Source organism: Clostridium chromiireducens (assembly GCF_003575225.1).
Classification (GTDB): Bacteria; Bacillota; Clostridia; order Clostridiales; family Clostridiaceae; genus Clostridium; species Clostridium chromiireducens.
The window spans coordinates 911,785-936,672 of sequence record NZ_QXDJ01000003.1 but is presented as its reverse complement, the minus strand read 5'-3'; the positions used below and the strand labels follow the sequence as shown (position 1 = coordinate 936,672).

26 protein-coding genes and 2 rRNA genes are annotated in these 24,888 nt (G+C 28.2%); 25 read left to right on the top strand and 3 right to left on the bottom strand.

The window, feature by feature from the left end; genetic code table 11:
• The 6 genes from D2A34_RS15845 to D2A34_RS15820 all read left to right on the top strand — a co-directional run.
• A 23S ribosomal RNA gene (locus D2A34_RS15845) occupies positions 1-247 on the top strand; the annotation flags it as partial.
• A gap of 213 nt (positions 248-460) precedes the next feature.
• Positions 461-577, top strand: a 5S ribosomal RNA gene (rrf, locus tag D2A34_RS15840).
• Positions 578-880: 303 nt separating this feature from the next.
• Entirely contained in the window at positions 881-1,525 is a 645-nt protein-coding gene (anfO, locus tag D2A34_RS15835) for a Fe-only nitrogenase accessory protein AnfO (RefSeq protein ID WP_079442421.1), read from the top strand.
• 99 nt (positions 1,526-1,624) lie between these two features.
• On the top strand, positions 1,625-3,166 hold the full coding sequence (locus tag D2A34_RS15830) for a hypothetical protein (protein ID WP_119367264.1): 1,542 nt from the start codon (positions 1,625-1,627) through the stop codon (positions 3,164-3,166).
• A 205-nt stretch (positions 3,167-3,371) separates the two neighbouring features.
• Positions 3,372-3,527: a zinc-ribbon domain-containing protein gene (locus D2A34_RS15825; protein WP_079442423.1), complete on the top strand. Its 156-nt coding sequence runs from the start codon at positions 3,372-3,374 to the stop codon at positions 3,525-3,527.
• A gap of 287 nt (positions 3,528-3,814) precedes the next feature.
• Positions 3,815-4,018 carry a cold-shock protein gene (locus tag D2A34_RS15820; RefSeq protein WP_119367263.1) on the top strand — a complete coding sequence of 68 codons (204 nt, stop codon included), beginning with the start codon at positions 3,815-3,817 and terminating at the stop codon, positions 4,016-4,018.
• A 59-nt stretch (positions 4,019-4,077) separates the two neighbouring features.
• On the opposite strand, the gene D2A34_RS15815 is transcribed toward D2A34_RS15820, so the two are convergent.
• Complete coding sequence (locus D2A34_RS15815; RefSeq protein ID WP_119367262.1) at positions 4,078-4,770, bottom strand: YjjG family noncanonical pyrimidine nucleotidase; 693 nt, start codon at positions 4,768-4,770, stop codon at positions 4,078-4,080.
• Between the two features lie 161 nt (positions 4,771-4,931).
• On the opposite strand from D2A34_RS15815, the gene D2A34_RS15810 reads away from it, so the two are divergent.
• Positions 4,932-5,621, top strand: coding sequence for a Crp/Fnr family transcriptional regulator (locus D2A34_RS15810; protein WP_119367261.1), 690 nt, complete (start codon positions 4,932-4,934; stop codon positions 5,619-5,621).
• Between the two features lie 180 nt (positions 5,622-5,801).
• On the opposite strand, the gene D2A34_RS15805 is transcribed toward D2A34_RS15810, so the two are convergent.
• The gene (locus D2A34_RS15805) at positions 5,802-7,031 is read right to left on the bottom strand and encodes an MFS transporter (protein WP_119367260.1); all 1,230 of its coding nucleotides are present in this window, start codon (positions 7,029-7,031) and stop codon (positions 5,802-5,804) included.
• 328 nt (positions 7,032-7,359) lie between these two features.
• Here D2A34_RS15805 and D2A34_RS15800 point away from each other — a divergent pair, with 328 nt between their 5' ends.
• From D2A34_RS15800 to D2A34_RS15745, 12 genes are all read left to right on the top strand, one after another.
• The gene (locus D2A34_RS15800; protein WP_119367259.1) at positions 7,360-9,177 is read left to right on the top strand and encodes an LTA synthase family protein; all 1,818 of its coding nucleotides are present in this window, start codon (positions 7,360-7,362) and stop codon (positions 9,175-9,177) included.
• Positions 9,178-9,645: 468 nt separating this feature from the next.
• Positions 9,646-10,386 (top strand): tetratricopeptide repeat protein, encoded by a 741-nt coding sequence (locus D2A34_RS15795; RefSeq protein WP_079442246.1) that lies wholly within the window; start codon positions 9,646-9,648, stop codon positions 10,384-10,386.
• A 657-nt stretch (positions 10,387-11,043) separates the two neighbouring features.
• Positions 11,044-12,213 carry an ABC transporter substrate-binding protein gene (locus D2A34_RS15790; protein ID WP_079442245.1) on the top strand — a complete coding sequence of 390 codons (1,170 nt, stop codon included), beginning with the start codon at positions 11,044-11,046 and terminating at the stop codon, positions 12,211-12,213.
• Between the two features lie 10 nt (positions 12,214-12,223).
• Entirely contained in the window at positions 12,224-13,117 is an 894-nt protein-coding gene (locus tag D2A34_RS15785) for a branched-chain amino acid ABC transporter permease (protein ID WP_079442244.1), read from the top strand.
• 3 nt (positions 13,118-13,120) lie between these two features.
• Positions 13,121-14,179 carry a branched-chain amino acid ABC transporter permease gene (locus tag D2A34_RS15780; protein ID WP_079442243.1) on the top strand — a complete coding sequence of 353 codons (1,059 nt, stop codon included), beginning with the start codon at positions 13,121-13,123 and terminating at the stop codon, positions 14,177-14,179.
• Entirely contained in the window at positions 14,179-14,949 is a 771-nt protein-coding gene (locus D2A34_RS15775; protein WP_079442242.1) for an ABC transporter ATP-binding protein, read from the top strand. The genes D2A34_RS15780 and D2A34_RS15775 overlap by 1 nt, the downstream gene beginning before the upstream one ends.
• Positions 14,942-15,652, top strand: coding sequence for an ABC transporter ATP-binding protein (locus D2A34_RS15770; RefSeq protein ID WP_079442241.1), 711 nt, complete (start codon positions 14,942-14,944; stop codon positions 15,650-15,652). Before D2A34_RS15775 ends, D2A34_RS15770 begins: the two co-directional genes overlap by 8 nt.
• A 270-nt stretch (positions 15,653-15,922) precedes the next feature.
• Positions 15,923-16,294, top strand: a complete 372-nt coding sequence (locus D2A34_RS15765; RefSeq protein ID WP_079442240.1) for a zinc ribbon domain-containing protein — start codon at positions 15,923-15,925, stop codon at positions 16,292-16,294.
• 218 nt (positions 16,295-16,512) lie between these two features.
• Complete coding sequence (locus D2A34_RS15760) at positions 16,513-17,121, top strand: bactofilin family protein (RefSeq protein WP_119367258.1); 609 nt, start codon at positions 16,513-16,515, stop codon at positions 17,119-17,121.
• An 80-nt stretch (positions 17,122-17,201) separates the two neighbouring features.
• Positions 17,202-17,906 carry a hypothetical protein gene (locus D2A34_RS15755; protein WP_079442238.1) on the top strand — a complete coding sequence of 235 codons (705 nt, stop codon included), beginning with the start codon at positions 17,202-17,204 and terminating at the stop codon, positions 17,904-17,906.
• Positions 17,891-18,523, top strand: a complete 633-nt coding sequence (locus D2A34_RS15750; protein ID WP_119367257.1) for a DUF4004 family protein — start codon at positions 17,891-17,893, stop codon at positions 18,521-18,523. The genes D2A34_RS15755 and D2A34_RS15750 overlap by 16 nt, the downstream gene beginning before the upstream one ends.
• Before the next feature lie 183 nt (positions 18,524-18,706).
• Complete coding sequence (locus tag D2A34_RS15745; protein ID WP_119367256.1) at positions 18,707-19,186, top strand: rubrerythrin family protein; 480 nt, start codon at positions 18,707-18,709, stop codon at positions 19,184-19,186.
• Between the two features lie 143 nt (positions 19,187-19,329).
• On the opposite strand, the gene D2A34_RS27670 is transcribed toward D2A34_RS15745, so the two are convergent.
• Positions 19,330-19,404, bottom strand: coding sequence for a Spo0E family sporulation regulatory protein-aspartic acid phosphatase (locus D2A34_RS27670; protein WP_423243121.1), 75 nt, complete (start codon positions 19,402-19,404; stop codon positions 19,330-19,332).
• 137 nt (positions 19,405-19,541) lie between these two features.
• On the opposite strand from D2A34_RS27670, the gene mntA reads away from it, so the two are divergent.
• From mntA to D2A34_RS15710, 6 genes are all read left to right on the top strand, one after another.
• A complete protein-coding gene (gene mntA / locus D2A34_RS15735; protein ID WP_079439599.1) occupies positions 19,542-19,961 on the top strand; it encodes a type VII toxin-antitoxin system MntA family adenylyltransferase antitoxin in 420 nt (139 codons plus the stop codon).
• Positions 19,958-20,389, top strand: a complete 432-nt coding sequence (locus D2A34_RS15730) for a HepT-like ribonuclease domain-containing protein (protein ID WP_079439600.1) — start codon at positions 19,958-19,960, stop codon at positions 20,387-20,389. The genes mntA and D2A34_RS15730 overlap by 4 nt, the downstream gene beginning before the upstream one ends.
• Positions 20,390-20,595: 206 nt before the next feature.
• Entirely contained in the window at positions 20,596-20,778 is a 183-nt protein-coding gene (locus D2A34_RS15725; RefSeq protein ID WP_079439601.1) for a DUF1858 domain-containing protein, read from the top strand.
• Positions 20,779-21,111: 333 nt separating this feature from the next.
• Positions 21,112-21,783: a nitrite/sulfite reductase domain-containing protein gene (locus tag D2A34_RS15720; RefSeq protein WP_119367255.1), complete on the top strand. Its 672-nt coding sequence runs from the start codon at positions 21,112-21,114 to the stop codon at positions 21,781-21,783.
• Positions 21,784-21,926: 143 nt separating this feature from the next.
• Positions 21,927-22,589, top strand: a complete 663-nt coding sequence (locus D2A34_RS15715; protein ID WP_119367254.1) for an HAD family hydrolase — start codon at positions 21,927-21,929, stop codon at positions 22,587-22,589.
• 261 nt (positions 22,590-22,850) lie between these two features.
• Positions 22,851-24,791, top strand: a complete 1,941-nt coding sequence (locus D2A34_RS15710; RefSeq protein ID WP_119367253.1) for a [FeFe] hydrogenase, group A — start codon at positions 22,851-22,853, stop codon at positions 24,789-24,791.
• The last annotated feature ends 97 nt before the right edge of the window (positions 24,792-24,888 follow it).

Sequence of the window (24,888 nt, the reverse complement as noted above, 5' to 3'; positions counted from 1 at the left end):
TAGTACGAGAGGACCGGGATGGACTGACCTATGGTGTACCAGTTGTTTCGCCAGAAGCATAGCTGGGTAGCTAAGTCGGGAAGGGATAAACGCTGAAAGCATCTAAGTGTGAAGCCCACCTCAAGATTAGATTTCCCATAGCGTAAGCTAGTAAGACCCCTTGAAGACTACAAGGTTGATAGGTCAGAGGTGTAAGTATGGTAACATATTTAGCTGACTGATACTAATAGGTCGAGGGCTTGACCAATATAATCAAGTTGTAATACATTAGAAAACTATGTGCAATTTTGAAAGAACAAGGTTCTTTCAAGTATGTGAATACTGAAAACCAAATGAATAGTATGAATTAAAGTTTCTTTTTATATGAATTAAAGTTTCTTTTTAAAGGAAACACTAACTCACATTCGTTCGTTGGTGTACAGTTCATTAGACCAAATCAGAGATTTGGAATGAACTAGCATCTCGTGATGATGGCATAGAGGTAACACTCCTTCCCATTCCGAACAGGAAAGTTAAGGTCTATAGCGCCGATGGTACTGCACGGGCGACTGTGTGGCAGAGTAGGACGTTGCGAGGTAACTTAAAAGATAGTTGTAATGACTATCTTTTTTTCATATAATTAAGAAGGATATTAAATTAGTATAATTAAAGATTACAATAAATTAATTATATAAGAATAAAAATATTGAAAATTTAGAGGTTACAAATTATAATTATAATATCAGTAATATAGAAAACTAATTTTTTAATAAAGGCTATGAAGTCTAATTTTTATACCTAAGGGTATACGAATTAGGCTTTTTTAATTTAATTCATAATAATAAGGATTATTAATTTTGCAGTTTTGTAGAAAATAGAAGGTCTATTATAGGAGGTGTCTATGATTAGAGAAATAACGGTATATGTAAATAATTTAGGAGAAGTTGCCAATCTAAATGAAATTGGGATAATTAGAGTGTATTCAAAAGATGGAAATCAGTGGAGTGTAGTACGAGAGGTTCCATTCAGATTTTATAGAAAAGAAGAAAAAGAAGATATCTCCTTAGATGCTGTTAGCATCATTGAAACTTTTGGAAGTTGCAAGATTTTTGTTGCAAAGGAATTTCCGGAGGAAGCATATAAAATCCTTGATAGTATGGGAGTTAGTGTGTGGAAAATGGATGGTAATCCTAGTAATTTTCTTGAGTACATATTAGAAAAAGAATATGAGGAAGCACAAGAAATAAAACTTATTGAGACATTTAACGATGATAAAAAGAAACATGCAATTAATCCAATAAAACTTAATGAAAAGGGTCATTACATTTTAAATCTCAAGGAATTGCAAGATTATAATGTTGGAGTAACATCAAAACAAGTATTAAAACCTTTTTTAAATAATGAGGAATTTAATGAATTAATAGTGACTTGTAGTCATATTCCAAATTGGTTAGAAGAAGAACTAAAGAAATTAAATTTGAAATTTAATTGTACAAAAGCTGGACAAAATGATTATATAATGATTATCAATAAGTCCAGTATATAAGATTGATTTTACTAAAAATATAATTAGAATTTAGAATTAGAGTATGTCTTAATAAGTGATTAATTGATTGATCATGCAAAAAAAAGGGGGGATACAGCGATGGAAAACACAGAAGACAGAAGTAATTTGAAAATGAATATTGGAGCATTATCAAAAATAATTTCAGAAAAACTGAATGTCTATGAAGATATAATAAAAAATTATATCTTCTCAAGCATTAGTCTTTGTGTTGCTAGAAATAATGAAATGAAGAAAGAAATTGATAAAATATACATGAATGATAAGTTAAAGTATTATAATATCGCAGTAAACTCAACATGTATTAATCACATTATTATTACACAAGGGACACTTGAACAAGAAATATATGCAAGAAGAGCATTAGGAGTTTTACTCGTAGCTGAATCAGATAGTGGAATAAGAAGTAAAATGTTAAAAATACTCAGAAAGTATTATCCAATTATATACAGTTCTGTAAAGAGACGCGATAAGGAAAAACTAAAGAATAAGTATATCAAAATGGATATAGCTACTAGAAATGTAGAAGCAAGATTTGATGCAGCAATATATTTCTATTTTGCTACATATATTTCATATGAAATGGTAGATCAGGGATTTATAATTTCAATTCTTAATGATATAGAAGAGTTTGAATTTAGTAGCATGATTAATCAAAATATTGAGATTGAACTAGAAAAGTATAAATCTGAAATACAAGAAATTAAAACATTAATAAAAAGAGAATATGGTCAAATATTTAGTTATAAAGATATTGTACGACATGGGAAAGCATTTATAAGGGATTCAGGAAATTATTTGGAGGACATCTTGATAACAAATAAACTAAATATTAATCATATTTTTTCTGATTCGGAATTTATTAATATAGATAAAATAATATTATCATATGTTAGATCTTCAAAGAATGAAACTAAAGAAATTCTAATTACTAAAGTAATAAGTGGAATTTTCATGCAATCATTAATAAACGAATATAAAAATGTGAGAATTAGGTATTTTAAAAATAATGGAGAGGCTAGAGACCATGAGTTGACTTCATTAGAAACAAAATATAGATATATTGAAAATGAAAATAATAGGTTAAAATTAAAGATTAATGATTTAAATAAAGAAAAAGTATTATATGATAAAAGTTTGTATAATGAAATAAATAAGTTAAATAATGTGCATAAAATAGAATTGAAAGATATGGAAGAAAAAATTAAGTATTTAGAAAAAAAGTTAGATGATGAAAAAACTTTGAGGAACCATATAAAGTATCTAAGAGATGATAAAGAGAAGGTTAACTCAAGTAAAAACTTAGAAGATTTCATCCAAGCAAACAAAATAATAGTAATTGGTGGAGATAAGGAATGGAGACGGAAGTTTAGAATTAAATATCCTGAGATAAGAACATTAGATGGGTTTAATGAAAACTTTGACTTAAATATTTTAAATAGTTCCGATTATATATTTTTTTATACTAAATATATGAATCACTCAACTTTTTATAAAGCGATGAATTTTATTAAATTTAATCAGTGTAAATTTGGATATATCGGAAAAACTAATATGGATCTTGTTGAACAAGAAATGATTGAAACAATTTCTAAATATGAAAACATAAGTGATGAAACCTAAAAATGTTAATAAGTTATATATAAATTTACAAATACTGTTCAATATCAATGAAAAAAATGTTAATAAAATAAAATGTTGCTATTTTAAATAAAACTTGTTATAATATATATTGTAATAAAAAGGTTTTTAATAGTGATATACATTTCTCCTTTTAGAGAATAATGTTGAACGATTTTAATCTTTAATTTAAAAGGAGGAATTTAATATGCAAGATAAAACTTTAGTATGTAAAGACTGTAGTAGTGAATTCGTATTCACAGTTGGAGAACAAGAATTCTACAAAGAAAAAGGATTCGATAACGAACCAGTAAGATGCCCAGCTTGTAGAAGAGCAAGAAAACAACAAAATAACAGAAGATAGTTTTGAGTATTTTGAGAGTTATAAGATTTTTTATAACTCTTTTTTATTTTAGTCTATAAAATATAATTACTGAAGATTGTATAAAGAAAAGTTATGGAAATGATAGAATGTTATTATTCTTTTATGTTATATAGTAAATAAATATATGGTCAAGGACTGTTAATAAAAAAATAATTAAAGCAAACTGAATATTTTATGAGTTGTGTGGTATACTTATTTTATATGGCATTGTTGATGCAAAATTAGTGCATCATAAATAACAGTGTTTTATATTTGGAGGATAATTAATGAAAACTGGTATTGTAAAGTGGTATAGCCCAGAAAAGTGTTTTGGATTTATTGAAGTTGAAGGTGAGAAGGATGTTTTTGTTCATTCATCAGCACTTAAGGGGAATAGTTCAATAAAATTTCTTGAAGAAGGTCAGAAGGTTCAATTCACTACTGAGAAGGGGCCAAGGGGTCTTCAAGCAATTGATATTTCTATAATATAAATATACTTGAAATATAAATTAAAAAGCCGCCAAATAAGGTGGCTTTTTAATTTATGTCTTTACATAGTTTTTAATTTATCTATAAGTTCTATTAAACTATAAATCTCATAACTAGGAAGGATATTACTCTGATTTATAATTTTATTAGGATTATACCAACAGGTATCAATACCAAAATTTATTCCACCTTGTATATCAGAGGTTAAGCTATCTCCAACTATTAATACTTTGTCCTTATTTGTATAATTAATGTTATTTAAAGCAAGTTCAAATATTCTTGAATCTGGCTTAGCTACTTTTACTTCTTCTGATATGACTATGTCATCGAAATATTTGGATATAGTTGATTTTCTTATTCTATTATGTTGGACGTCTTTAAGACCATTTGTGATTATAATAAGTTTATAATCTTTAGATAGATTTTTAACGAGATTTAAGCTGTCATCATATAAGAACGATCCGTTAGAAAGATGTTTCATATATGACATTGCAAATTTTGTCTCATCAAATTTAATATTTAACTTATTTGATAATCTTTTAAATCGTTCAATCTTTAATTTCTCTTGAGTTATAAGTCCATTCTCAAATTCTTTCCAAATCTCACTATTTATTTTTGAATATATATCTAAGTGATATTTCTCATCATAATTTATATTAAATTCATTCATAGAATTTTTTATTGCTTCTCTTTCAGATTTTTTAAAGTCAAAGAGAGTTTCATCGGCATCAAATATTATAACTTCGTACTTCATAATAAACCTCCAAATGTTAATAAACTTTTATAATTATAGCATAAAACGTCTAATGTTAGGACAAGTCTGAATTAGGCTTTTATACTTTACATTACCCAATTGATAAGTTACCATATTTATATAGTTTTTGATAGGACATATGTCTTATATATGGAGGAATTATGAAAAAAATTATTAATAATGATCTCTTAATGCATTACTTTATTAAACATGATATAGAAAAAATACTTGATAAAGATATAATAAATTACTCAAAACTACATTTCTATAAGAAAAATGAATTTATATTAGAGGCTGAATCTGAGCTAGAATACTATTTTTTACTTGTAGATGGTAAAATAAAAATATCATATTTATTTGAGAATGGAAAATCTATGCTTTTAAAGTTTTATAGTGATTTTATCTCAATAGGAGATTTGGAGCTTTTAAGAAATAAACCAATACAATGTAATGTTGAAGCAATTGAAGATAGCTATCTAATTGCAATTCCTTCGGAGATCCTTAGAAAAAAGTATATTGATAATGTTGATTTCTTACATTATTTAGTGAATTCTTTAATCGAAAAGCTTGAGGCAACAATTAATAATAGTTCATATAATTATGTATATCCATTAATTAATAGGTTGGCAAGTTATCTTGTTGAACATATTACAGATAAAAAGCATATAATGATAGACTCATCATTTAAAGAGATTGCTCAGTTTCTAGGAACAACATATAGACATTTAGGTAGAACTATTAAAGAGCTTGAATTACAGGATATAATAAAATGTGATAATAAAATAATATATATATTAGATGAGGATAAACTTAGGGAATTATCAAAAAATATGTATATAAAAGTTCTTTAATAAATTGAAGTAAGATTATTTAATACGTTATAGAGAAGCTATTGTAATTGATTTTAGAATGTACATTTAATAAAGATATTAATTTTTATTTGAAATTCATAACATAAATAAGGGACATGATTTTATTTACTGCAACATCAAATAAAATCATGTCCCTTATTCATGTTGTTATGATTGTACTTAGGGTTTACTTGTCTGAAATTTATCAACGTGTAAAATCGAAGGGAAAAGTTTCATCCAAAGCAGTACAACAATAATAGTTCCGATGCCTCCGATAAATGCTGCATTAACGGTTCCAAATAGAGCAGCGGTTGTACCTGATTCAAATTCTCCTAGTTGATTGGAAGTACCGATGAAAATCATATTTACAGAGCTTACTCTGCCTCTCATATTATCGGGGGTTTCAAGTTGAACAAGTGTTGAACGGATTACAACACTGATAACATCTGAGGCACCCAATACGAAAAGTGCTAAAAATGAAATAATAACTGATTTCGAGAGTGCAAAAACTATGGTAGATATACCGAAAAATATTACTGCAGTAAACATAGTCTTTCCCACATTATGCTTTAATGGATTTTTCGCAAGATATGCTGACATTAATAAAGCCCCAATAGCTGGAGCGGATCTTAGAACTCCAAGTCCAAATGAACCTATCATTAAAATACTGCTTGCATATATTGGAAGTAAAGCAGTGGCTCCACCAAATAAGACTGCAAACAAGTCTAATGATATTGCACCTAATATAATTGGCTTACTTTTGATAAAAGATATTCCAGCGAATAGTGATTTTATACTTGCAGGTTCAGGTTTAAATTCTTCTTTCTTAATAGAAATTTGAGATATAAGAGTTCCTGAAGTTAAGTATAGAGTTCCAACTAAAGCATAAATCAAGGTTGGACCAAAGGAATAAAGTATTCCACCAACAGCTGGACCTACTATAACTGCGAATTCAGAGACAGAAGACATTAATGCTGAGGCTCTTGGAAAAACTTCCCGACTAACAATATTAGGTAATAATGCTTGCATTGGAGGGCCCTCAAATGAATGAGCTACAGCTATTAAAAAAATTATTAAAAGAAATCTTTCTTTCGTAATCCACCCACTAAAACTTCCAAAAGCCAAAATTAAAATAAATAAACTTTGGATAGTTTGGCTTAGAGTAATTATTTTTCTACGATCATATCTATCTGACGCATGACCGACAAAAAGTGAAAGAAAAAGCATAGGTAAAAATTGAACTAGTCCAACTAAGCCCAAATAAAAAGCTGATTTAGTCAAGGAAAACATTTGCCAACCAATAGCTATTGTGAGCATTTGATAAGCAAAATTTGTAGACACGCGGGCAACCATCAATCTTCTCAAAGAGTTATTTTTTAGCAAAGTTGAATTGTCTTTAGTTGAAACCATTATTTTCAGAACCTTTCTATAAGAATTTCAATTTTAAAATATATTTGTATTTTTCTACAATACAAGATATTTTAATTATAAAATGTTTTAATAAACAATATTATTAGTATATACCTCTGTATCTAATAGCCGCAAGTTAGAAATTGGAAATGTTTCTCTTTAATAAATAAAAATCTAGATCTGATAAAATAATATAAATGCTTTGTAATAATTTTTTAGAGAATAAATCGGAAAGTTAATTAATTAAGGTAAAATCTTCTTGGTTAAAGATTCAGTTTGAGTTACAATATATAAAGATAAAAAAATAGATAATTAATGGAGAATTAAAATGGAGCAAAAACTTAAAAACTTAGTTAAAAGAAATTGGATATTTGTATTTATGGTGGTTGCATTACAATTAAAGTCTATGGTACTGCTATCAATGCTTAGAACTCCAAATTCATCAAGCATCAATTTGGGAGGGATTTATTTTGGTACTCCTGTACTTTGGGCGCATATAGCAATAATAGTATTAATATGTAGTCCTATATTTTTCTTTAAAGAGAAAGGGAGAATTAGAGCTGCTTTAATAATAGATGTTATAGTTACTATTACCTTTATAGCTGACATATGGTACTACCGTGCTAATGGAACTTTCCTATCATATAGGCATTTAATACATATAGAAATATTTAATCCTGTAGGAAAAAATCTGTTTAATCCTAGATTAGTAGATTTAGCATTTTTTGTTGATTTAATTATATTATGCTTAAATTTAATATTAGTTAAAGTGAAAGATAGTAAAGGAGAAGTAAAATTATCTTTTAGGATTTTAAAGGCGATCTCTGTATTTTTAATAGGTTCACTTATTGTAGGATTAGGACATTATTTTGTTGATATTAGGCAAATGTTAGATGGGAAAAATTTGTTTAGAATATCTTGGGCACCATTTCAAACATTTAGTGATATGAGTCCACTTGGATACCATGGTTATGATTTCGCATTTTATAGAGATAAAAACAAGACATTAACTTTAAATGAAACAAAAGAAATAGAAAATTGGTTTAATGAGAATAAAGAAGATCTTGAGGATAATAAATACAAAGGGATGCTTCAAGGCAAAAATGTGATAGCTTTACAAGTTGAATCATTAGAAAACTTTGTTATAAATCAAAAAGTATATGGACAAGAGATAACACCGAATTTAAATAAATTATTATCAAAAAGTCTATATTTCAATAATATATATGAACAAAATAATTCCGGCACAAGTTCTGATGCGGATGTACTTGTGAATACATCTATATTTCCAATAAGAGTAGGAACAACCGTATTCTCCTATCCATGGGCGAATTTTAATACATTACAGAATTTATTAAACGCTAGAGGTTACGAAACAATTTCTACACATGCGGAACTGCCAGGTAGTTGGAATTGGGCGGAAATGCATAAGTCTTTTGGTGCAAATAAAATTTTAGATATTGGAGTATATAACCAGGATGAAATAATTGGCTTAGGGTTATCTGATGAATCTTATTTAAAACAGATATCAGAAAAATTAAAAAATGAGAAGGGGCCTTTTTACGCATTTATGACGACTTTAACAAGTCATGGACCTTTTGATATGCCAGAGGACAAGAAATATCTAAAATTACCTAAAGAATTAGATGAAAATATGTTAGGATCATATTTTCAGGCAGTAAGATATACTGATGAAGCTATTGGGAAATTTTTAGAGGAATTAGATAAAAATAATCAGTTAGATAATACAGTAGTTATGATTTATGGGGATCATTGTGGTGTTCATAAATTTTATGAAAAGGAAATAGAAAATTCTCCGCTAGAAGGAGATTGGTGGAAGGATAATCACAAAAAAATACCATATATAATATATTCAAAAGATTTGCAACCAGAGGTGATTTCCAAAGCAGGTGGTCAATCTGATTTTCTACCGACAATATCATACTTGCTAGGAATTGATAGAAGTGACTTTGAAAATACTTCTATGGGTAGAGTTTTAGTAAATACAAATAGAGATGCGGCGATTTTAAACGATGGTACTATTATGGGTACACCAAAGGATGAAAAAGAAACAAATCACTTAAAGGAAACATTCAATATTGCTGATTCAGTAATAAGCAAAAATTATATTGGTAATAAAAAATAACCTGATTTTAAATACATAAGAGTTAAATATGATTAGTTAAGAGTTAATCAAAAATAGATTGACTCTTTTTTATAAAGTAAAAAAATTATAATAAAAAATATTTAAATTGAATTAATAAAAAGCATAGATATAATAATATCATTGTATACAATCAGGGTAATGGAAGAAAACTAGATAGTAGAAAATTATATTGTGAATAAAGTGAAGCTTCTATGTAGTAGTATTAGCACCTAAAATTTTAATAGTAAATTATTTAAAACTTAAAATTTTAAATCAACAATATAGCGTAGATTTAGTTTGTAAAGAATATGTGATATAATAAAAAAATGTAAAATTATTATTATTTATAAGAATGCAAAATATATAATTATTAAAAATAAGAACTTTATTATATATTAAAAAATATTTTTGTATTTAGATTGCAGTAGTAATACGATAAAATTAAGATGGAAAAAGTGAGGATAAGATATGGAAGATAATAAAAATATACAAGAGAGAATTAATGATTTTTTAAAAGAGAATAAGATAAATATAACTGGAGGAGTAATTACTAGTGAAAGACAGTTATCATCAGTTTTAAATAATCTTGCTATGAGTGACTTAGAAAAAGGAAAAACAGATAAAGCTTTATATTTTACTGAAAAATCCATAGAATTTAATGAAAAAAATTATAATGCATATTTTACTAAAGGTCTAATACTAAGACAATTAAGCAAACCTAGCGAAGCTATTGAAGCTTTTAATATATATTTTGAAAAAACAAATGATTCATTAACTAGCATATATATGGGTCTTTCATATGCAGAGTTAGGTGATATTGATAATGCATTAGATTATTTAAGAAAAGGTGAAAAGAATCTTGAAAAAGAAGAAAAAGAAAATCATGAGTCATTAATTTGTGCAGCGTATGAATGTATAGGAAATATATATTTAAATAAAGAGAGTATTGTAGAATTTACTGAAAGAGATAAGTATAGCATTAATTATAAAAGTGCAGTAAAATACTATAAAATGTCTCTTAAAATTAACAGAAAGAACTATGATTTAATTAATAGATTAGCAGCTTGCTATTATCATTTGGAGGATTACAATAAAACATTATATTGTTATGAGCAAGCGGCAAAAATTGCACCAGATAATAATATGTATTTGGAAGCAATAAAAGAAATGAAAGAAGCAGGAGCTAAATCAGAGCCAGCAGGATTTTAGTTCTAGTTTAAAAATAAATAGGTATGAAGTAGGATATATATATGTTTGTAAGTATTATTGTTTAATGGTAATTAAATAATGGATATTCAACATAACATATTTATTTAAGATATTCTGCATCAGAAAGAGAAGATATTCTTTTACATGTTAACATTTTTGTAATAGAGTATCTTCTTTTTTTATTTTCTTAAACTTAACTGATTCAATGTAGTGAGAAGATCTGTCTTTAAGTAGGCTATTTATATTTGAATTAGTAAAAACGAATAATAGCAATGTAAATATTTAAGAATTGAGAGAAAAATTAGATATGAAGTAATATGAAAGTAGGATTTTATATGGGTTAATGGTAGATTTTAAGTTATTTCAAGATAATATTAAAATTTATTGGAATACAAGTGTCTTTCGTAGGTTGACAGATGACTATATATAAGATAATATATAGTTTGTTAATAATAGTCGAAATAATTTGATATATTAATAATTAAGAACATAAAACAATAAAAGGATTTAAATAATTTGTATGAAAAATTTAAACAAAATATTTGTATTATTTTAAGAATAAAAGTTCGGATTTTTTTATTTTATAATTATAAAATAATCCAGTATCTTTATAGTAACCAAAAAATACAAACAAACTAATATAGGGGGATTATTCTTATGAAGAAAAAGATTTCTTTGCTTTTGGCACTAGTTCTATCAACCTCATTTATGCTAGCTGGCTGTAACTCAAAAACAGATTCAAAAGCGAATGTAGACAGTGATGTTATTAAAATTGGTGTATTTGAACCAATGACAGGGGCTAATGCTGCCGGTGGAGAACTTGAAGTAGAAGGGGCAAAGCTTGCAAATAAACTTTATCCAACTGTTCTTGGCAAAAAGGTAGAATTAGTTTTTGCAGACAATAAGTCAGATAAAGTTGAAGCAGCTAGTGCAGCTGCGAATCTTATTGAACAAGAACATGTTAATGCAATTATAGGAAGCTGGGGGAGTGGAAACTCTATGGCAGCAGGGGATATTGTAATGGAAGCAAAAGTTCCAGCTGTTGGAGCTTCTTGTACTAATCCACTTGTAACAGCAGGTAATGATTATTACTTTAGAGTTTGCTTTATTGATCCGTTTCAAGGGACTGTTATGGCTAAATATGCAGCTAATAAATTACAAGCTAAGAAGGTAGCTCTTCTTCAAGAGGTTTCTAGTGATTATTCAGTTGGTATAAGTAAGTTTTTTAGTGATGAATTTATAAAGATTACAGGAGATAAGGATGCCATTGTTGTTAAAGCTAACTACAATACAGGCGATCAAGATTTTACAGCCCAACTTACAAATATAAAAAGTAAAAATCCGGATGTAATATTTGCTCCAGGTAACTTTACCGAAGGAGCTATGATAATAAAACAAGCAAGACAACTTGGAATTACAACGCCTATTATTGGAGGAGATACTTGGGAAACACCAGAATTTATAGATATCGGACAAGATGCAGTAGAAGGGACTGTTTTTTCAACTTTCTTTGCTAGCGAAACTCCTATAACTTCTGAGTCAAAGACTTTCCTTGATGCATACAGAAAAGAATATAATAAGGAACCAGCTGCAGTTTCAGCGTTATCTTATGATGCATATTTAGTAATATTAGATGCTATAAAAAGATCTAATTCAACTGATTCAGTTAAAATAAGAGATGAAATTGCAAAAACTAAAAATTTCCCTGGTGCTGCGGGAGTAATTACAATTGATGAAAATAATAATGCAGTAAAAGATGCGGTTTTAAAAGTTATCAAAGATGGTAAATTTGCTTATCTTGATACAATAAAACCAGAAGAAAATTAGGGGTGAGGATATGACATTAAGTATTTTTATGCAATATTTAACTAACGGAATTTCACTTGGAAGTTTATATGCACTTATAGCTATTGGTTATACAATGGTTTACGGAATATTAAAACTTATAAACTTTGCTCATGGAGATATATTTATGATGGCTGCTTACTTCGCTTTCTTCGGAGTAGCTACCTTCGGTCTTCCTTGGTATTTTGCTTTTATAATAGCTATAGTTATAACAGCTGTACTGGGAATGCTAATTGAGTTTACAGCATATAGACCACTTAGAAGCGCACCAAAAATATCAATCTTAATTTCTGCGATTGGTGTTTCATTCTTACTTGAAAATTTAGCAGTTGTTTTATTTGGAGGAAGACCAAAAGCCTTCCCAACTCCAAAGATTTTTACAGATGTAGTTGTCATAGGAGGCGTTTCTATTCAAAACGTTACATTTATAATTCCTATCGTAACAGTTATATTATTATTTGCTTTACTATACTTAGTGAACAAGACAAATGTTGGTATGGCTATGAGAGCAGTTTCTAAGGATGTTGAAACAGCTAGACTTATGGGGATTAGCGTAAATAAAATAATTTCATTTACATTTGCAATTGGATCAGCTTTAGCAGCCGTAGGTTCTATGATGTGGTCTGTTAAATACCCACAAATAATTGCTACCATGGGAATTATTCCTGGACTTAAATGTTTTATAGCAGCAGTAATAGGTGGAATAGGTGATATCAAAGGTGCAGTTATCGGAGGTTTCATCTTAGGTATAAGTGAAATCATGATAATTGGTTTCTTACCAGGATTAACTGGATATAGAGATGCTTTAGCATTTATACTTTTAATAGTGATATTATTATTTAAGCCTACAGGAATCATGGGCAAAAATTTAGCAGAGAAGGTGTAAAATATGAACAATAAAAATAAAGTTTTAAATATAGCTCTTATTGCAATTGTATTTTTACTCTTATTTGTTGCAAATAATAGCTTAGACTCTTATAAGATCAGAATTTTGAATTTATGTGCCATCTATGCGGTTCTTGGGCTTAGTATGAATTTAATTAATGGTTTTACTGGATTATTTTCATTAGGACATGCTGGTTTTATTGCAATAGGTGCTTATACAACAGCACTCTTAACAATGTCTGAAAAAGTTAAGAATCAAAATTTCTTCATGGAACCATTAATAGCACCATTTAATCATATATCAATGCCATTTTTGCCAGCATTAATTGTTGCTGGTCTTGTATCAGCATTTATAGCATTTTTAATAGGTGCTCCTGCTTTAAGACTTAAGGGAGATTATTTAGCTATTGCAACTTTAGGTTTTGCAGAAATCATAAGAATAGTTATTACCAATATGCAAAGTTTAACTAATGGTGCTTTAGGACTTAGAGGTATTCCACGTACGACAAGTTTATATTGGAGCTTTGGAATAGCAATTTTTACAATAATAATTCTTGTGTCTCTTATAAATAGTTCATACGGAAGAGCTTTAAAAGCTATTAGAGAAGATGAAATTGCAGCAGAAAGCATGGGAATAAGTTTATTTAAACATAAGGTTATAGGATTTACTATAGGTGCTTTCTTTGCAGGTGTAGGTGGCGGACTACTTGGAAACTTAATGGGAACTATCGATCCTAATATGTTTAAATTTGCTCTTACATTTAATATACTTCTTATAATTGTTATTGGAGGTATGGGAAGTGTTACTGGTACAGTAATTTCGGCATTTATCGTTACAATACTTGGAGAAGCATTAAGATTTTTAGATATGGAAAAACAATTTGATTTAGGAATTTTAAGTTTTACTGGGATACCAGGACTTAGAATGGTTGTTTTTTCGATATTACTTATGATTATTGTATTGTTCTTTAGGCAAGGAATAATGGGAACAAAAGAATTTTCATGGAAATCATTATTTAAATATTCAAATAAAAAACCTCTAGAAAAAGGAGGAAATAAGTAATGGCATTATTAAATGTAAAAAATGCAACAATGCAATTTGGAGGTCTTACTGCAGTTAGCGATTTTAACCTTGAAATTAATGAAGGTGAAATAGTTTCTTTAATTGGGCCTAATGGAGCTGGAAAAACTACAGCTTTTAATATGATAACAAATGTTTATACGCCTACAAAAGGTAAAGTGATTTTTAATGACATAGATGTTACTGGAATGAGACAAGATCTTATAACTCAAACTGGTATAGCAAGAACTTTCCAGAATATAAGACTTTTTAAAGATTTAAGCGTTCTTGAAAATGTATTAATTGCAAACCATGTTCATATTAAATCGAACTTTATTGAAGCAACACTAAAGCTTCCAAAGTATAGAAGAGAAGAAAAAGAAATGATAGATAAATCACTTTCTCTTTTAAAGGAATTAGGACTAGAAGATTTAAAAGATGAAAAGGCTAGTTCCCTTCCTTATGGTAAACAAAGAAAGCTTGAAATAGCAAGAGCTCTTGCGACTAATCCGAAATTACTTCTTCTTGATGAACCAGCAGCGGGAATGAATCCTACTGAAACAGATGAACTTACAGCTTTTATTAAAGAAATTAAAGAAAAGTTCAATTTATCTATATTTATGATAGAGCATCATATGAATATGGTTATGAGTTTATCAGATAGAATACAGGTTTTTGAATATGGAATTACTATAGCTGAAGGTACGCCTTCTGAAATACAAAATGACAAAAAGGTTATAGACGCATATTTGGGGGTATCTGAAGATGATTAAAATAGATAATTTAATAGTATCTTATGGTGGAATTGAAGCTTTAAAAGGCGTAAGCTTAGAGGTGCCGAGTGGAAAAATAGTAACTTTAGTTGGAGCTAATGGAGCAGGTAAAAGTACTACATTAAAATCTATAGTGGGTCTTGTAAAACCTAAGAGTGGTAATATAGATTATGAAGGTACAGATTTAACAAAACTTAATACTGAACTTATGGTTAAAAAAGGAATAGCATTAGTTCCAGAAGGTAGAAAAGTTTTTGCTGATCTTACAGTACTAGAAAACTTAAAGATTGGTGCTTATTCAAGAACTGATAAATCTGGAATAGCAGAAGATTTAGAAAAAGTATACTCACTTTTCCCTAGACTTAAAGAAAGAACATGGCAGACAGCTGGTACATTGTCAGGTGGTGAACAACAAATGCTTGCTATAGGTAGAGCGCTCATGTCAAGACCAAAACTGATAATGATGGATGAACCTTCGTTAGGACTCGCTCCAATAATTGTAAAGGAATTATTTGGAATAATTAAGAAGATTAATGAAGATGGTATGACAGTTTTATTAATTGAGCAAAATGCTAATGCAGCATTAAAGATAGCTGATATAGGTTATATAATGGAAACAGGTAAAATTACATTAAGTGGATCAGGTCAAGAATTACTTAATAATGATGAGATAAAGAAAGCTTACCTTGGAGAATCACTTTAATGCAAGAATCATATCAAATTAATTAACGATTTTGTATAGTTTATATTGTCTTATGAGTAAGCAAAAGCGTATAAAAACAAGTTAGTATAGAATACTAGCTTGTTTTTTATTATGATCTTTTATATAGATAGATTATTAGATATTCACTAGGTTATGATAATTCTATGTTATAATAAATGTATATAATAAAAATTTTAATTAATATGTATATTATTTAAATTGCAGAAAACTAAAAATAAATAATTATTAATATGTAGAGGGCAGATAAGTATGTTTTTTATTGGAATATTTGGAATGGAAAATAAGGACAAAAAAATCAAAGAACTTACAAATTTAGGCTGTAAGAAATGCAACGGAACGACAACAGGAGAACTAATTAAAAATTATAATTATTTTCATGTGTTTTTTATTCCAATTTTTAAGTGGGATGAAAAATACTATGTAACATGTAATCAGTGTGGGTCACTATTTCTTATCTCTAAGGAAAAAGGCAAATCTATTGAACATGGTGAAAATATTGAGGTGACTTATTGGGATTTACAAGAAAATCATGAGAATTATCATTACAGAGTATGTGGTAATTGTGGCAATAGAATAGAAGCAAATTATAAATATTGTCCTCATTGTGGTGAAAAAATCTAATTAAAATATTATTAAATTTAAGATAACTCAGTAAAAAGATAAGAGGTATATCTTTAAAAATCAAAGGCTTACTAAAATAACTTAAGATGTACCTGAAAACTTTTTATTAAAAACTCTTTACAATGAAACAATGTTACGCTAATATAAAAATATAAGAATGATTTGAAGCGAAAATATATTATTAGGCGAAACAATGTTACGCCATAAGGAGAGAATGCATGAATAAATTACATGATATAAATTTAGATGGTATTGGAAGCATAAATGGGGGGAGCTACAGAAATATTAAAATGACTGGTGTCGGGACCATATTAAATGATATTACCTGTGAAAGTATTATTTTAGAAGGTGTTAGTAAAGTAATTGGAAATATAAACTGTAGGGATGCGGCTATAGAAGGAACGTTTAACTGTAAAGGCAGCATTGAAGCAAATGATGTAATAAGAATAAATGGATATTCAAAAATAGATGAAAATATTCAGGGACGTGAAGTTAATGTTGACGGAAAGCTTGAAGTAAAGGGCTTATTATCGGGTGACAAAATAAAAATTTTATTTTTAGGGAGAAATAAGATTAAAGAAATAGGTGGAGAAGAAATAATTATTTTGCAAGAGAAAAAGAGCTTAGTTACTGGACTCATAATGCCTAATAAATTAATAAGTGAATCTATTGAAGGTGATACGATTATATTGGAAAATACAGATTGCGATATAGTTAGAGGAAAAAATGTTACGATTAAAGGCATTTGTAAAATTAGAAAAATAGAATATGAGGATGAAATTCATATAGATGAAAGATCAAAAGTAGAAAGTATTGTGAAAATATAGCGATGTTTTAAATAGTGATATTATATGAATCAGAAGTAATTGAATCTCACAGATATAATGAAAAATGAGGGTGTGTAGAAATGAATGATATAAATTCTATTAAGATTATTGGAAATGGTATTATAACAAATGGTGAATATGAAAAGGTATCTATACTAGGAGAAGCAATAGCGCTAGATAGTTTTAAATGTAACTATTTAAAGGTTGTTGGAAACTGCATTTTAAAAGATGAAGTTATTGCAAGAAGAGTTAAAATTCTAGGTGAAATGTTATGTGAGGAGAGAGGAATAACTGAGTCAGAATTAGAGATTCTAGGCGAATTAAGAGCGTTGAAAGATTATAAAGTTAATAAAATTAAAGTACTTGGGGAAGCGAGATTTGAAGAGAATTTATTTTTTGAGGAAACAGATATACTTGGAAAATTGGAAGTTTATAAAGATTGTGAAGGAAACTTATTTAATAGTAGAGGAAAACTAAAAATTAATGGATTATTATCAGCAGAAAACATAGATATAAATCCAAATGGAATAAGTACAATTAGCGAAATCGGTGGAAGCAAAATTATAATCAGAAGAAAAGGATTATTTTCTTTTGGAGAATCAAAAGTAATATCTAATACAATTGAAGGCGATTATATAGAATTAGAAAATACTGAGTGTGAGATTGTTCGTGGTCATAATATAAGAATTTTGGCTAATTGTAGAATAGGTAAGGTTGAATACACAGGTACACTGAGTGTAGATAATAGGAGCATAGTAGGTGAAGAAAAATGCTTGAAGAATTAATATCAAAAAAAGAGCTATTAGAGGAATTGCAAATATCTTACGGACAATTATACAGATGGAAAAGAAAAAAATTGATTCCTGAAGAGTGGTTTATAAAGAAGAGCGTATCAACGGGACAAGAAACTTTTTTTCCGAAACAGAAGATAATTACAAGAATAAATAAAATATTGGAGCTAAAGGACGACGTTTCTTTAGATGATTTGGCTAATCAATTTTCTTATAACGTGAAAGATATAAAAATAGTGAGGGACTACTTAGTTAAGAATGAGATTGTACCATTAGGTATTATGGAAAGGTTCGAGTCGGTAATAAATGTCGATAATAATATATACGATGAACTTAGATTATTTACATTATTCATATATGAAAATTTGATAGGAATCGGTTTTTTAAGTTTAGAGGAAGTCAATGAAATAACAGAATCAATTTCTAGGAATTATAAGTTATTATGTGATGAAAATAAGGTACTAATCATAAAAAGAAAATTAGGTGTACTTTTTTATTATATACTAAATAATGAACCGGAGATATTGCTTGATGAAAAAGCTATAGAAATATCCAGAGTTAATTTTAGAAATATTCTAGAAAAAATACAAAAGTTTAAATTAAATATATAAGAAAGATTAGAGTTGTAGGTTTTATTGCATAATATATTAAAATAACCTAATTAAAAAGTTACCAAAATGCATAAAAACACTTTTTCCCATATATACAGTTATATGTAAATGTTATACAATAATATTGAGCAGAAAAGTATAGTATAATAGACATATTATGTGTTGTAGCCTGGGAGGATATAAATGAATTACATGATTTCTGACTTAATACAAAAAATAATTGATATAGAAAGAGATATATTAGAAATATATAAAGAAATACAATGTATGTTTGAGAATAAGCCTAAAGTAGTTGGAATAATTGCTAGAGCTATTGAAAAAGAAGAACAAGCGCATATTGGTTATTATGAAAGGTTGAAAGAAGAATTACAAGGCGATCTTAATGAAGTTATTGATTTTTATTTATATGATAAGGTATCAAAACTTATTTATGAATTTAGGTCACATCTTTTAGTTCCTAAAATCGATAATGTTCAAGATTTAATTGAATATATCGTTGAATTGAAAAAGAACATTATAAGTCTTCTTATTGATGTTCAAGGACGCTTATTAGAAAAGTTAGATGATATTAATAATAATATTTATAAAGTTATGTCTAGAATTATAAAAGAAGAAGAAAAACATGAGAAAATGTTTGAACAATTAGTAGTTCACAAAAAATAATTTCGATAATAGTGATTATAAATTTATTGATAATTAGATTATTAAACCTAAAGAGCTTTAAATAGTTTCATTTGCTATTTAGGCTTTTTTTATCTAATATAATTTTAAATAATTGGGAAATAATTATTTTGATACTTAAAATGTTATGTTAATTTTATATATGCATTTATAAGTTCATCTAATATCTGACTGACTTCAAGCAATTCACTACTATTTATTTTTTCTTTAGAGTTTGTTATTATTTAAAATAAGAAATAAAATAATTGTTTAAACTTAGTTTTTATTTATAGAATAGTATAAAATGATAATACTAAATAATATAAATGTTAAACATAATATATAAGTAGGTGAATATATGAAAAGTATATATCCAAAGGAGAAAATAAATTCAATTCTTGGATCTAAAGAAGTAGGTGATTTTTTTAATAAGTACAACTTAAGCAGCGTAATCACTTTTGGGAGCATAAACACTGATGATTTCAATGAAGAATCAGATGTGGATATCGCAATAATAGGGGATAATAAGATAGAACTAGGACCTATTTTAGAGCTTGAAATGTATTTAGAAAGCCTACTGAACAGGGAAATAGATGTAATAGATTTGAGAAGTGAAAACTTAGATTTGTTTCTTAAAATAGGAATTTTAAATGAGGGTAAAATAATTTATACAGATGATAATAACTGTTGTCTACAAAAATTTGAAGAAAAACTAGACAGGATATATAGAGAAAATGAAAATTTCATATATTTTAGGAAGAAGGATGTGCTATCATGAATCAAGAAAGACTTATGAAAATAATTGAAGACCTACAAGAATGTACTTCTGATATAGAAGAATGTGTGTCTATATTAAGCAATAACAAAGATAATAAAATTATGATAAAGCTTGCTAAGTCAAGTTTAAGGCAGTTATTTGTAAGTTTTCATACGATACTTGAAGAGCTGTGTTCTTTAATTTTAAAGGAAATAAAAAAATATAAAATAGGAATTTCATTATACGATAGTTTAGTGATATTAAATGATGAACATATTATAGATGGTCAATTATTTTCTTTTTTGGAGAAATCCAGATTACTTAGAAATAGAATTTCTCATAGATATAAAGAACCAACTCATGAAGAATTGTATGAACATATTGTTGAACACAAGGAAAATTTTGAGAAAATATTTACGATAGCAAAGAAATATTTAGATTATAAATAGTAAGGAAAAGGTGTCTATTAGAGGCATCTTTTTTTATAATGTTTGAAATTTTTAGAGGTTATCTAGTTAATATAAAGATAATAGCTGAAGTAATTATATAAGATAGTAACACTTGTTACATACCATGATGAAATAAAAAAGTATAATGTACTTAAGAAAGAGATTTAAAATAGTAAATATAATGAAAGATATTAGGAGGAATTATTATGATAACTAGAGATATGACATTAGCTCAAATAATACAAATGAAAGAGGATGCACCACAAATTTTAATGAGCTTTGGAATGGGATGTGTTGGATGCCCATCAGCACAAGCTGAAAGTCTTGAAGATGCGGCAATGGTTCATGGATTAAACCTTGATGAATTATTAGCAGCATTAAATAAGTAAAACATACAAAGGAACGTAACATATTTTTATAGAAAATAGCCAAATTAAAGGATACTCTTTTGATTCAATGTTAAAGAATATGACTGCAATTTTTATTCTTAACAATGATTCTAAAAAGAATATCCTTTTTTTAATAAGTAGATATAAAAATATTAATTAGTTTCATGAGTTAATATAAACCTAATTATAGGTTACATCGAGAATCACTTATTATTTATATTAAATCATGTTATAATAAGTAATATTGATAAAAGAATGCAAATTAGATTGTGAAATTTGTACAGTTATATTTATAGGCATTGGAAAATAGCGTAAATAGTAGGAGGACAGAAGATGAGCTTTGGGAATTTACAGAAAATTAGAGACGGAAAAAGAACATTTGGAATTACACCTCATATTCCAGGTGGATTTATAACAACAGATATAATGCAAAAAATTGTTGATGTGGCAAAAAAATATGATGGAGTATTAAAAATTACTTCTGGACAACGTATATTAATTACTAATTTGAAGCAAGAAGATTTGCTTATCATATGGAAAGAGCTTGGTATGGAGCCAGCAGTTAGAACACAAAATTCAGTTAAGAATGTTGAAATGTGTCCCGCTGGATATTGTAAAAGATCAAAATTTAATACAATTGGTACTGGAATGAAGCTTTCTAAAAAATACCAATGGATGGAGGTGCCATGCAGAACTAAAATAGGAGTAGCAGGTTGTAGAAATGCATGTGGTAGTGTTTATAGTAAAGATGTTGGAGTTATAGCTGATAAGACAGGATTTATAGTAACTGCTGGCGGATCTGGTGGATATAATCCAAGAATGTCAGATATTATAGCAGTGGATATAAATGAAAAACAAGCTCTAAATTTAGTAGATAGTATTTTTGATTATTATAAAGAAAATGCGGAAGATGGAGAAAAACTTGGATTTTTCATCGATAGAATTGGACTAGAAAAATTTAAACATGAAGTTTTAAAAGGGATAGAAGATTCAGCAAAAGAATAGAATGTTTAACTAGCGAAATAAGTTAGAAGGTATTTTTTTATATCAACTAACTTATTTTCTATTATGTTATATAGTAATAATGCTTATTGGCTCAGAAAAAAATACAGTTAGAGAGGGGCTGAGCCTGAATTAAGGAGAGAAAAATGAAGAAAATTGATGCAGTATTGTTTGATATGGATGGAGTTATATTTGATACGGAAAATGTATATTTAGATATTTGGAGAAAGGTATTTGAGAAATATGGATATACAATGACTTTAGATGTCTACATTTCAGTTATGGGGACAGGTCGTAAAAATGTAATAAAAACATTTCTGGAAATATACGGCGAAGACCTACCTATAGGAGAGATGTATATAGAAAAAGATACAAAGTTAGAAGAAGTTATAAAAAATGGATTAGTACCAACAAAACAAGGAGCAAAAGAAATTTTAAACTACTTTAAACAGAAGAACTATAAAATTGCACTTGCAACCTCTGCAAAAAGAGATAGAGTAGCAAGGCAATTAAAAATGGCGGATATGATAGATATTTTTGATGATATAGTTTGCGGAGATGATATAAAATTTGGCAAACCAAATCCGGAAATATTCTTGAAAGCAGCTCAAAGGCTTTGTGTAGATCCAGGAAAGTGCCTTGTTATAGAAGATTCACCAGCAGGTATAAAAGCAGCATTTAATGCGAAAATGACAGGTATTCATGTAGAGGATTTAAAGAAAGCGGATGAGGAAATACTAAATTACTGCTATAAGAGCTTCAAAAATTTATTAGAGATTCAAGAATATTTTAATAATTTAGAAATTTAACTATTTAAAATATATATAGGATTTCTTTTTTTATTTTTTGCCAAAACTTATAATTATCATATTAGTGATTAAATATTGCAATAAATGATAAAATATAAAATATAACTTTACAATTATAGTGGCAGAAAATATAATTAATATTGCTATAGGATACACGATTTAAAAATCTATATAAAATCACTTTTTCAATATTTAATAATATATATAGATGTATAAAGCAAAATTTTGAAAATAACGCAAGAAAATTAAGGAGTGAATATTATGGGAGATAAGAAAACATCTTTTATACAAAGTGCACTAGGTTCTGTTTTTTCTATTTTTAGCCCAGAAGAACTAAAAGAATTATCAGATGGTAGAAAGATAGCTATCTGCGGAAAAGTTAATAAACCTGGAATAATTGAAGTTCCAGAGGGAGCTACACTTAATGATATAATAGAGCAATGTGGAGGCCTTATTAATAAGAGTAATTTTAAGGCGGCTCAAATTGGGTTACCTTTCGGTGGATTTTTAACAGAAGATAGCTTAGATAAAGAATTTGATTTTGGATTATTTTATGAAAATATTGCTAGAACAATAATTATATTATCACAAGAAGATTGTATAATCCAGTTTGAAAAATTCTATATTGAGTACTTATTAGCCAAAATCAAGGATGGTTCTTATAAGAATTATGAAATAGTTAAAGATGATATAACAGAAATGTTTAATATTTTAAATAGAATAAGCAAAGGTGTATCAAATATGCGTGAGATTTATATCTTAAGAAATCTTGCGGTAACTGTAAAAAGTAAAATGCATCAAAAACACAATATAATGGAAGAGATAATTGAAAAGTTTTACCACGAAATAGAAGAACATATTGAAGAAAAGAAATGTTATACTTCACAATGTAATCATCTTATCAAGTTAACGATTACAAAAAAATGTATTGGATGTGGAGCTTGTAAAAGAGCATGTCCTGTAGATTGTATAGATGGGGAATTAAAGAAGCAACATAATATAGATTACAACAGATGTACTCATTGTGGAGCGTGTGTATCTGCATGTCCGGTTGATGCTATTACAGCTGGTGATAATACTATGTTATTCCTTAGAGATTTAGCTACACCAAATAAAATAGTTATTACTCAAATGGCGCCAGCAGTAAGAGTTGCAATAGGTGAAGCATTTGGGTTTGAACCAGGAGAAAATGTAGAGAAAAAGATAGCTGCAGGTCTTAGAAAATTAGGTGTAGATTATGTATTTGATACTAGCTGGGGTGCAGATTTAACTATAATGGAAGAAGCAGCGGAACTTCAAGAAAGACTTGAAAAACATTTAGCTGGAGATGAAAATGTAAAACTTCCAATCCTTACATCATGTTGTCCTTCATGGATAAAATTTATAGAACAGAATTATGGAGATATGCTAGATGTACCATCTTCTGCAAAGTCACCAATGGAGATGTTTGCTATAGTAGCTAAAGAAATATGGGCAAAGGAAAAAGGACTTTCACGTGATGAGGTAACATCTGTTGCAATAATGCCATGTATAGCAAAGAAATATGAAGCATCAAGATCAGAATTTTCAGTTGATATGAATTATGACGTTGATTATGTTATTACAACCAGAGAACTTATTAAAATCTTTGAAAATTCGGCAATAGATTTGAAGAATATTGAAGATGAAGAAATAGATACAGTCATGGGTGAATATACAGGTGCTGGTATCATTTTTGGAAGAACTGGTGGAGTAATAGAAGCGGCTACAAGAACGGCACTAGAAAAAATGACTGGTAAAAGATTTGACAATATAGAATTCGAAGGACTTAGAGGATGGGATGGTTTCAGAGTTTGCGAGCTTGAAGCAGGAGATATAAAGCTTAGAATCGGGGTTGCACATGGTCTTAGAGAAGCTGCTAAAATGCTTGATAAAATAAGATCAGGTGAAGAATTCTTCCATGCAATAGAAATTATGGCTTGTGTAGGTGGATGCGTAGGTGGAGGCGGTCAACCTAAAATAAAGGGAAATAAACAAGCAGCATTACAAAAAAGAGCAGAAGGGCTAAATGATATAGATAGATCTAAGACTCTTAGAAGATCTAATGAAAATCCAGAGGTGCTTGCTATTTATGATAAATATTTAAATCATCCATTAAGTCATAAAGCTCATGAATTACTTCATACAACTTATTTTCCAAGAATTAAGAAAAATAATGAATAAAGGACATAAGTAAAGAAGTGAACTCCCTGGATGCAAATTCAGGGGGTTTTTGTTGAAAAATTATAAGATATTTATGTGATTAATAGTTATATAAATA

What these genes read in the sequence shown, in the direction of transcription:
- D2A34_RS15795 (WP_079442246.1), top strand. Translation starts at nt 9,646, where the DNA reads ATGGAAGATAATAAAAATATACAAGAGAGAATTAATGATTTTTTAAAA.
- D2A34_RS15790 (WP_079442245.1), top strand. Translation starts at nt 11,044, where the DNA reads ATGAAGAAAAAGATTTCTTTGCTTTTGGCACTAGTTCTATCAACCTCA.
- D2A34_RS15710 (WP_119367253.1), top strand. Translation starts at nt 22,851, where the DNA reads ATGGGAGATAAGAAAACATCTTTTATACAAAGTGCACTAGGTTCTGTT.
- D2A34_RS15800 (WP_119367259.1), top strand. Translation starts at nt 7,360, where the DNA reads ATGGAGCAAAAACTTAAAAACTTAGTTAAAAGAAATTGGATATTTGTA.
- D2A34_RS15820 (WP_119367263.1), top strand. Translation starts at nt 3,815, where the DNA reads ATGAAAACTGGTATTGTAAAGTGGTATAGCCCAGAAAAGTGTTTTGGA.
- D2A34_RS15805 (WP_119367260.1), bottom strand. Translation starts at nt 7,031, where the DNA reads ATGGTTTCAACTAAAGACAATTCAACTTTGCTAAAAAATAACTCTTTG.
- D2A34_RS15730 (WP_079439600.1), top strand. Translation starts at nt 19,958, where the DNA reads ATGAATCAAGAAAGACTTATGAAAATAATTGAAGACCTACAAGAATGT.
- D2A34_RS15720 (WP_119367255.1), top strand. Translation starts at nt 21,112, where the DNA reads ATGAGCTTTGGGAATTTACAGAAAATTAGAGACGGAAAAAGAACATTT.
- D2A34_RS15830 (WP_119367264.1), top strand. Translation starts at nt 1,625, where the DNA reads ATGGAAAACACAGAAGACAGAAGTAATTTGAAAATGAATATTGGAGCA.
- D2A34_RS15770 (WP_079442241.1), top strand. Translation starts at nt 14,942, where the DNA reads ATGATTAAAATAGATAATTTAATAGTATCTTATGGTGGAATTGAAGCT.
- D2A34_RS15785 (WP_079442244.1), top strand. Translation starts at nt 12,224, where the DNA reads ATGACATTAAGTATTTTTATGCAATATTTAACTAACGGAATTTCACTT.
- anfO (WP_079442421.1), top strand. Translation starts at nt 881, where the DNA reads ATGATTAGAGAAATAACGGTATATGTAAATAATTTAGGAGAAGTTGCC.
- D2A34_RS15825 (WP_079442423.1), top strand. Translation starts at nt 3,372, where the DNA reads ATGCAAGATAAAACTTTAGTATGTAAAGACTGTAGTAGTGAATTCGTA.
- D2A34_RS15815 (WP_119367262.1), bottom strand. Translation starts at nt 4,770, where the DNA reads ATGAAGTACGAAGTTATAATATTTGATGCCGATGAAACTCTCTTTGAC.
- D2A34_RS15755 (WP_079442238.1), top strand. Translation starts at nt 17,202, where the DNA reads ATGAATGATATAAATTCTATTAAGATTATTGGAAATGGTATTATAACA.
- D2A34_RS15765 (WP_079442240.1), top strand. Translation starts at nt 15,923, where the DNA reads ATGTTTTTTATTGGAATATTTGGAATGGAAAATAAGGACAAAAAAATC.
- D2A34_RS15775 (WP_079442242.1), top strand. Translation starts at nt 14,179, where the DNA reads ATGGCATTATTAAATGTAAAAAATGCAACAATGCAATTTGGAGGTCTT.
- D2A34_RS15750 (WP_119367257.1), top strand. Translation starts at nt 17,891, where the DNA reads ATGCTTGAAGAATTAATATCAAAAAAAGAGCTATTAGAGGAATTGCAA.
- D2A34_RS15810 (WP_119367261.1), top strand. Translation starts at nt 4,932, where the DNA reads ATGAAAAAAATTATTAATAATGATCTCTTAATGCATTACTTTATTAAA.
- D2A34_RS15780 (WP_079442243.1), top strand. Translation starts at nt 13,121, where the DNA reads ATGAACAATAAAAATAAAGTTTTAAATATAGCTCTTATTGCAATTGTA.
- D2A34_RS15745 (WP_119367256.1), top strand. Translation starts at nt 18,707, where the DNA reads ATGAATTACATGATTTCTGACTTAATACAAAAAATAATTGATATAGAA.
- D2A34_RS15715 (WP_119367254.1), top strand. Translation starts at nt 21,927, where the DNA reads ATGAAGAAAATTGATGCAGTATTGTTTGATATGGATGGAGTTATATTT.
- D2A34_RS15760 (WP_119367258.1), top strand. Translation starts at nt 16,513, where the DNA reads ATGAATAAATTACATGATATAAATTTAGATGGTATTGGAAGCATAAAT.
- D2A34_RS15725 (WP_079439601.1), top strand. Translation starts at nt 20,596, where the DNA reads ATGATAACTAGAGATATGACATTAGCTCAAATAATACAAATGAAAGAG.
- mntA (WP_079439599.1), top strand. Translation starts at nt 19,542, where the DNA reads ATGAAAAGTATATATCCAAAGGAGAAAATAAATTCAATTCTTGGATCT.